The organism is Mycobacterium sp. (genome assembly GCF_049683355.1).
Lineage (GTDB): Bacteria > Actinomycetota > Actinomycetes > Mycobacteriales > Mycobacteriaceae > Mycobacterium.
Genome location: NZ_JBAUJB010000415.1, coordinates 1 through 7,483 on the forward strand (window position 1 = coordinate 1; position 7,483 = coordinate 7,483).

At 68.2% G+C, this 7,483-nt stretch carries 9 protein-coding genes and 1 pseudogene; 4 read left to right on the plus strand and 6 right to left on the minus strand.

Annotation, left to right across the window (positions count from 1 at the left end; translation table 11 throughout):
• Positions 1-299: pseudogene (locus tag WA944_RS23785) on the minus strand (hypothetical protein); the annotation flags it as partial.
• 9 nt (positions 300-308) lie between these two features.
• The gene (locus tag WA944_RS23790; protein WP_526373412.1) at positions 309-1,103 is read right to left on the minus strand and encodes a (2Z,6E)-farnesyl diphosphate synthase; all 795 of its coding nucleotides are present in this window, start codon (positions 1,101-1,103) and stop codon (positions 309-311) included.
• 55 nt (positions 1,104-1,158) lie between these two features.
• Between WA944_RS23790 and trhA the strand changes: the two genes are divergently transcribed.
• Positions 1,159-1,905, plus strand: coding sequence for a PAQR family membrane homeostasis protein TrhA (gene trhA, locus WA944_RS23795; protein WP_526373410.1), 747 nt, complete (start codon positions 1,159-1,161; stop codon positions 1,903-1,905).
• A 12-nt stretch (positions 1,906-1,917) separates the two neighbouring features.
• On the opposite strand, the gene WA944_RS23800 is transcribed toward trhA, so the two are convergent.
• Genes WA944_RS23800 through mca form a run of 4 tightly spaced genes read right to left on the minus strand, consistent with a single transcriptional unit; the run spans position 1,918 to position 5,485 of the window.
• On the minus strand, positions 1,918-2,292 hold the full coding sequence (locus WA944_RS23800; protein ID WP_526373408.1) for a nuclear transport factor 2 family protein: 375 nt from the start codon (positions 2,290-2,292) through the stop codon (positions 1,918-1,920).
• A gap of 10 nt (positions 2,293-2,302) precedes the next feature.
• Positions 2,303-4,315 (minus strand): thioredoxin domain-containing protein, encoded by a 2,013-nt coding sequence (locus WA944_RS23805; RefSeq protein ID WP_526609410.1) that lies wholly within the window; start codon positions 4,313-4,315, stop codon positions 2,303-2,305.
• Positions 4,302-4,601 (minus strand): hypothetical protein, encoded by a 300-nt coding sequence (locus WA944_RS23810; RefSeq protein ID WP_526373417.1) that lies wholly within the window; start codon positions 4,599-4,601, stop codon positions 4,302-4,304. Before WA944_RS23810 ends, WA944_RS23805 begins: the two co-directional genes overlap by 14 nt.
• 11 nt (positions 4,602-4,612) lie before the next feature.
• Entirely contained in the window at positions 4,613-5,485 is an 873-nt protein-coding gene (gene mca, locus WA944_RS23815) for a mycothiol conjugate amidase Mca (RefSeq protein ID WP_526373405.1), read from the minus strand.
• Positions 5,486-5,602: 117 nt separating this feature from the next.
• Between mca and WA944_RS23820 the strand changes: the two genes are divergently transcribed.
• From WA944_RS23820 to WA944_RS23830, 3 genes are all read left to right on the plus strand, one after another.
• Positions 5,603-6,025, plus strand: a complete 423-nt coding sequence (locus WA944_RS23820) for a DUF4307 domain-containing protein (RefSeq protein ID WP_526373403.1) — start codon at positions 5,603-5,605, stop codon at positions 6,023-6,025.
• A gap of 230 nt (positions 6,026-6,255) precedes the next feature.
• Positions 6,256-6,750, plus strand: a complete 495-nt coding sequence (greA, locus tag WA944_RS23825) for a transcription elongation factor GreA (protein WP_163894046.1) — start codon at positions 6,256-6,258, stop codon at positions 6,748-6,750.
• Positions 6,751-6,806: 56 nt separating this feature from the next.
• Entirely contained in the window at positions 6,807-7,385 is a 579-nt protein-coding gene (locus WA944_RS23830; RefSeq protein WP_526609415.1) for a GPP34 family phosphoprotein, read from the plus strand.
• Positions 7,386-7,483 lie beyond the last annotated feature (98 nt).

Below are 7,483 nucleotides of genomic sequence, written 5' to 3' on the forward strand. Positions count from 1 at the left end.
GCCACGGCGGCCACCACCGCGGCGCCGCCGGTGCGGCTGCTCCAGGCGTCGCGTGGCCGCGACAGCTCCAGCAGCACCGCGAACCAGGCGATGCCCGGCACCGCGACCAGATAGATCTCGAGCCGGCCCAGCACCACCGAGCCGCTGACCACCCGGACCGCATCCAGGGCTAGCACCAGCGCGAAGCTGGTCAACCCGACGGCGGCCAGAACCAGCACCAGCTTGCGCGGGTCCCGGCTCAGCAGGTACAGCCCCAGCCACCAGCTCAGCGCGAACACGGTTGCGGACAGGGCTGCCACGGCTACTCCTCAGCGTCCGTAGCGTCGGTGCCTGGCGCTGTAGTCGCGCAGGGCGCGCAGGAAGTCGAGGCGGCGGAACTCCGGCCAGTACGCCTCGGTGAACCACATCTCCGAGTACGCGCTCTGCCAGAGCAGAAAGCCGGACAGCCGCTGCTCCCCCGAGGTCCGGATCACCAGGTCGGGGTCGGGCTGCCCGGAGGTGTACAGGTTCTCCGAGATCGCCTCGGCGGTGACGGCCTCGATCAGCTGGTCGCCGGTGGCTCCGTTGGCCAGTTCCTTGCCCAGCAGCGCCCGCACGGCATCGACGATCTCCTGCCGTCCGCCGTATCCGACGGCCACGTTGACGTGAAACGACGCCGCAGGCGCCTTGCCCGTCGACAGCACGGCCTCGCGCAGCCGGCGCGCCGGCTCCTCGCCGAGCAGTTCGAGGTCCCCGACGGTGCGCACGCTCCACTGGTTGGCCGGCGCGCAGATCTCCTCGACGACCTCGGTGATGATGTCGATCAGCGACGCCAGCTCGTCGGCGTCGCGTTGCAGGTTCTCGGTCGACAGCAGGTAGACGGTGGCCATCTCGATGCCGGCTTCCTGGCACCAGCGCAGCATCTCGGCGATCTTGTGGGCGCCCATGCGGTACCCGTAGCTGACGTCGTCGTGTCCGAGTTCCCGGGCCCAGCGCCGGTTGCCGTCACACAGCACGGCGATGTGGCGGGGCAGCTCTGAGCGTGCCGGCGCCAGCTCCTGGCGCAGCCGCAGCTCGTAGAGCCGGTACATCGGCTCCTTGAGTCGCCGCGGAATGAGTTCCACGATGGTCCAGACTACTGTGGCGCGGGGAAGTCCCGAGCAAGTCAGCGGAGGTGACATGGCCTCGTCCACTGAACCCGTCGATACCACCGAGTCCGACCGCCGGGGTGCGCCACACGAAGCGGAAGACTTTCCCGAAGCCGTCGCCGACGGTGTCGCCCAGTTCCTGGGTAAGCCGCGGGCGCGGGGCTGGATCCACGTGTACTCGGCGGTCATCGCGGTCATCGGCGGCGCGACGCTGGTGGCGGTGTCCTGGTCGATGGAATCGACCCGCGCCGGGATCGCCACCCTGATCTACACGTTGACCATCGTCGCGATGTTCGCCGTCAGCGGCACCTACCACCGGGTGAACTGGAAGTCGGCCACCGCACGCAAGTGGATGAAGCGCGCCGATCACTCGATGATCTTCCTGTTCATCGCCGGAAGCTACACACCGTTCGCGCTGCTCGCCCTGCCCGAGCACAGCGGCATGACGCTGTTCTGGATCGTCTGGAGTGGCGCGTTGGCCGGCGTCGCACTGAAAATGCTGTGGCCCTCGGCGCCACGATGGCTCGGCGTGCCGCTCTACATCCTGCTCGGCTGGGTGGCGGCGTGGTTCATCGGTCCGATCGCCGACGGCGCGGGTACCGCCGCGGTGGTGCTGCTGATCGTCGGCGGTGCGCTCTACAGCGTCGGCGGGGTGCTCTACGCGCTGAAGTGGCCGAACCCGTGGCCGACGACGTTCGGCCACCACGAGTTCTTCCACGCCTGCACGGCCGTCGCGGCCATCTGCCACTACATCGCGATGTGGTTCGCCGTCTTCTAGTGACTGCGTCGGCTACAGCTGGGTGATGTTCTCCGGGCCCCAGTAGGCCTTCATCGCCGAGATCTTGCCCTCGTCGTCGAACGACATCGTGCTGATGATCTCGATGCTCATCTTGCCGCCCTCTCCGAGGTCGACGACGAGCCGCCAGAAGTACGCCGCCTCGTGCCCGAGCGCACGCAGCGTGACCATCTCGCCACGGCTCTTGACGGTCTCGATGTTGCCGTAGAACCCGCGGATGGCATTCCTGCCGATGTGCACGTCGCTGCCGACGGGATCCTCGACGGTGGCGTCGTCGGCGTAGAGCGCGACGACGTCGTCGGCGCGGCCTTCTCCGACGAGCTCGAGATAGCGGTGAACGGTTTGGGTGATGTGCTCGGCACTCGGCATGGCCGCGAGGCTACACGGAGCTCCCCAGCGCGGCCGCCAGATCCGCGACGGTGGTGACGGGCAGATCGCACACCTGACCGCGGCACACGTACGCCGCGTCGGCGTCGCCCACTCGCGGCCGGCCGATCAGCAACTCCGAGGAATCGGCCGCCCCGCCGATCACCACGGCGCCGCCCGGCGCCAACCGGCGGGCGGCCGCCAGTAGCTCGGAGTCCGCCGGATCACAGGCGACCGCGATCTGGATCGGCCCCCGCACGGCGGCCTCGGCGATCGCCAGCCAATGACCACCCGCGCGGGGTGCCCGGGTGAGCAGCATCGACGCCCTGGACAGCGTGGCGGCGGCGGCACGCGCGTACCGCTCGGCGCGGTCCGCGGACACCAGATGTGCTGCCAGCTGCAGAGCTTCGGCGATCAGCGACGCACCGGACGGGGTCGCGCCGTCCATCGGGTCCGACGGTCGCAGCATCAGTCGCTCGGCATCGTCGGCGACGTCATACCAGCGGCCCTGGTCATCCGGATCGGCGAAATGGTCGAGTGCCAGGTCGAGCAGCACCACGGCCTCGTCCAGCCAGACCTGTTGCCCTGTGGCCTGATGCAGCGTCAGCAACCCGGTGGCCAACGCGGCATGGTCCTCGAGAACGGCGACGCTGTCGCCGACCACTCCGCCGAGGCTGGACCGGCGCAGCCGGCCCTCGACCAGGTGCAGATCGATGATGCGCTGTGCGCATTCCATTGCCGCGCTGAGGTACTCGCTGCGACCCAGCCCGGCGCCGGCCTCTGCGAGAGCTGTCACCGCCAGCCCGTTCCAGGCGGTCACGACCTTGTCGTCGCGCCCCGGCTGCGGTCGAAGGGAACGCGCCGCCAGCAGGGCGGTGCGAACGTCGTCCAAGCGCTCGGCGTCGTCGGGATCGGCGCGCAACTGCAGCACCGAAGCGCCCTGCTCGAATGTCCCGCCGTCGGCGACACCAAAAACCTCTGCCGCCCAACGTCCGTCGTCACCCCCGAGGATCTCGAGCAGCTGTCCGGGAGTCCAGACGTAGGTCAGCCCCTCTTCGCCGGCGGCGTCGGCGTCCAGCGAGGACACGAACATCCCGTCACTGCGCAGCTCATCGATCAGGAACCGCGCGATGCCGTCAGCGATCCGGTGCGCCAGCGTGTTTCGGGTAAGCCTCGCCCAGTGCGCGTAGACCCGCAGCAACTGGGCGTTGTCGTAGAGCATCTTCTCGAAGTGCGGAACCACCCACGACGCATCGACGCTGTAGCGGGCGAATCCACCCGCGAGCTGGTCGTAGATGCCGCCGCGGGCCATCGCCTCCCCGGCACGCGCCACCGCGGACAGCGGCGCTCTCGCCCCGGTGCGTTCGTGGTTGCGCAGCAACGCCTCCAACAGCGCCGACGGCGGAAACTTGGGTGCCCCACCGAATCCGCCGTTGGCGACGTCCTCGTCGGCGAGCAACGTCGCCACCGCGTCGTCACACATCGTCGGTTCCACTGGCGGGCCGCCGCCCGGTAGTCCGGAGGACATCGACCGCAGCTCGTCGGCGATCTTGTCCGATGTGTCCTCCACCTCGGCGCGCCGGGTGCGCCACGTCTCCGACACCGCGGCGAGCAACTGCAGGAAGTTGGGTTTCGGGTAGTAGGTTCCGCAGAAGAACGGCCGCCCGTCCGGGGTCAGAAAGCAGGTCATCGGCCAGCCACCCTGCCCGGTCAACGCGACAGTGGCGTTCATGTAGACCGCATCCAGGTCGGGGCGCTCCTCGCGGTCGACCTTGATGCAGACGAAGTCCCTGTTGGCGATGGCGGCGACGTCGGCGTCGGCGAACGATTCGTGCGCCATGACGTGGCACCAGTGGCACGCGGCGTAACCGATCGACAGCAGGATCGGGACATCGCGCTGCACAGCCAGGGCCAGAGTCTCGGGCCGCCACTCCTGCCAGTGCACCGGGTTGTCGGCGTGCTGGCGGAGGTACGGGCTCGTCGCCGCCGCAAGCGTGTTGGAGGTGGGGACCTCAGCCGGACTCACGTTTCGTCCCGTCGGCCGGGTTGTCGGTGGCCAGGTCGGGATCGGCGGCCCCGACGCCGTCGACCGGGCCCTCACCGGCCGGGTCGGCGCCCTCCGCCGGTTCGGTGTCGAAGGACTCCGGCACCCGCTTCAGGTGCCGGTTCATCGACCACACCAGCACAAAAACGCCGATCAGCAAGAAGATCACGATGATGAAGCCGAGCGGGCTGGCTTTGCCGAAGTCGGGCCCGGTCTGGCGCGGTTCCTCCTGTGCCAGAACGGCTGACATCAGGTTCAGGCCGAGCATCGTTGCCGTGTTCACTCGCGTCCCTCGATTCCGGCGAACAGGTCGGTCTCGGGCAGGCGCACCGGCACCCGCGATCGAGCCAACTCGAACTCCTCTGTCGGCCAGAGCCGTTGCTGCCATTCCATCGGCGTGGTGAAGAAGAAACTCTTCGGATCGATCTGGGTGGCGTGTGCGAGCAGGGCATCGTCGCGCTGCGCGAAGTACTTCGCGCACTCCACCCGGGTGGTCACCCGCTTGCCCAGCAGGTCGTCGTCGGGATCCCACTTCTCCAGCCACTTGGCGAACGGCCCGTCCTGACCGTGCCTGGCGAACTCATCCTGCAGCACCTGCATCCGCTGCCGCAGGAATCCGTGGTTGTAGTACAGCTTCAGCGTGCTCCACGGCTCGCCCGCGCCGGGGTACAGACGGTGATCAGCGGCCGCCTCGTACGCCGCGACCGACACCTGGTGGCAGCGGATGTGGTCGGGATGCGGGTACCCGCCGTTCTCGTCATAGGTGGTCATCACGTGCGGCTTGAACTCCCGGATCACCCGGACCAGGGCCTCGGTGGGCAGCTCCAGCGGCTCCAGTGCGAAACACCCGTCCGGCAGCGGCGGCAGCGGGTCGCCCTCGGGCAGCCCGGAATCGACGAAGCCCAGCCAGTGGTGCTCCACGCCGAGGATCTCCGCGGCTCTGGCCATCTCGTCGCGGCGGATCTCCGGCATCCGCCCGTGCACGTCGGGCAGGTCCATCGCCGGGTTGAGGATGTCGCCGCGCTCCCCGCCCGTCAGGGTCACCACCATGACGCGCACGCCCTCGTCGGCGTAGCGCGCCATCGTCGCGGCACCCTTACTGGACTCGTCGTCCGGGTGCGCGTGTACGGCCATCAACCGCAGTTCGCTCAACCTGTTCCCACTTACATGCTCACCTGCATGGACAGTCACCGAAAGTCCAACACCACTGACTGGCTCTATAGTTCCAGTCCTAGTACACCCATCTGACCGACGGGCATGCAAAACGAGATGATCGAGCGTCCCGCCGCCCGTTACGGCCGGCAGCAGCTGTCCCGGCGCACCCGCCGCTGGATCGCCATCGGATTGACCGCGCTGGTGCTGGTAGCGGGCGTGGCGATTGCTGCGGTGGCCTTTTTCCGGTTCGGCGCCGGGGACGTGAAGGGCGAACTGGGCGGCTATCGGATCGTCGACGACAGAACCGTCGAAGTGACCGTCAGCGTCACCCGAGACGATCCGTCACAGCAAGTGGTGTGCATCGTGCGCGCCCGGTCGTACGACGGCAACGAGATCGGCAGGCGTGAGCTGCTCGTCGCGCCGTCGACCGCAGAAACCGTGCAGGTCAGGACCACTGTCACGACGAGCGCGCCGGCCGTCGTCGGCGAGGTGTACGGCTGCGGATCCGACGTGCCGTCGTACCTGGTGGGCGACTGACGCTCGGCCGCCCGGCGAACGCGCAGCGGCGAAAACATGAAAACCGGGTATCCCCCCGGTGCTATCATGGATCGATACACGGTTCCTGCTGGGGCCGTGTATTGCTGCATTTTGGGTGGGCAGATTGAGTGTCCGCGCCGGCGGCAATACACACACGACAGCTCCTGGCACCGTGGCAGAACTTCTCAACGCGAAATGCGCGGAAGCAACAACGACAGGAGCGCGACGACATGACCGACACCCAGGTCACCTGGTTGACCGAGGAGGCCTTCGACAGGCTCAAGGCTGAACTCGACCAACTGATCGCCCACCGCCCGGTCATCGCCGCCGAGATCAATGACCGCCGCGAAGAGGGCGACCTGCGCGAGAACGGCGGCTATCACGCCGCCCGCGAGGAGCAGGGGCAGCAGGAGGCCCGGATCCGTCAGCTGCAGGAGCTCCTCAACAGCGCCAAGGTGGGCGAAGCGCCCAAGCAGTCCGGGGTGGCGCTGCCGGGCTCGGTCGTCAAGGTCTACTACGACGACGACGAGAGCGACACCGAGACATTCCTGATCGGTACCCGCCAGGAAGGCGTCACCGACGGCAAGCTCGAGGTGTACTCGCCCAACTCGCCGCTGGGCGGCGCGCTGCTCGACGCGAAGGTCGGCGAGTCCCGGTCCTACACCGTGCCCAACGGCAACACCGTCAAGGTGACGCTCGTCAGCGCGGAGCCCTACCACTCCTGACCGATGCGGGCCGTCGAGTTCTGAACGCTGGGCGGCGGGGGGTTACTCTCCAGCCCATGGCGCAGATCGCCGAGGACCTGTTCTTGCTGCTGGTGGACAATGCCGACGCGCAACCCGGGCTGGACAGTCCACGTCGTGACCGCGTCCTGGCGGCGGCGATGCTGCTCGACCTGGCGCACGGGTGCCGGATCCGCCCGGCCGTGGACGGCGAATGCGTGCCCGCGGGACGGCTGGTCGCGTTGGATGCCGCGACCGCGGCCGATCCCGTCACCGAGCCTGCGTTGCGGCTGCTGCAGACGAACCCGCTGAAGCCGGGGACCGCGATCAAGAAGATCTCGAAGCACTCCCAGTCGCGGCTGGTCGAGCATCTCGAGCGGATCGGGCAGATTCGGCGAAACTCTCTGCCGTCCAAAGGTTTACGGCGTGTAGACACGTTTCCGCTGACGAACCGGGACCGGGTCGGTCCTGCGCGGGCGGCAGTGCTGTCAGCGCTGTTCGATCGCCGCCCGCCCGCCCCGTCGACCGCGGCGATCATCACCGTGCTGCACGCAGTCGACGGCCTGGGCGCACTGCTCAGCCTCAACGACCGCGGCTGGCGGTGGGTGCACCACGGTGTCGGCAAAGTCGTGACCTGAGCGTTTGACCTGCAGCGTTGCAGGCGTGACACGCGGGACTGGTGTGGTTACAGGACGGGCACGGCAGAGCACGAGATGATCACAGTTTCCACACCAGC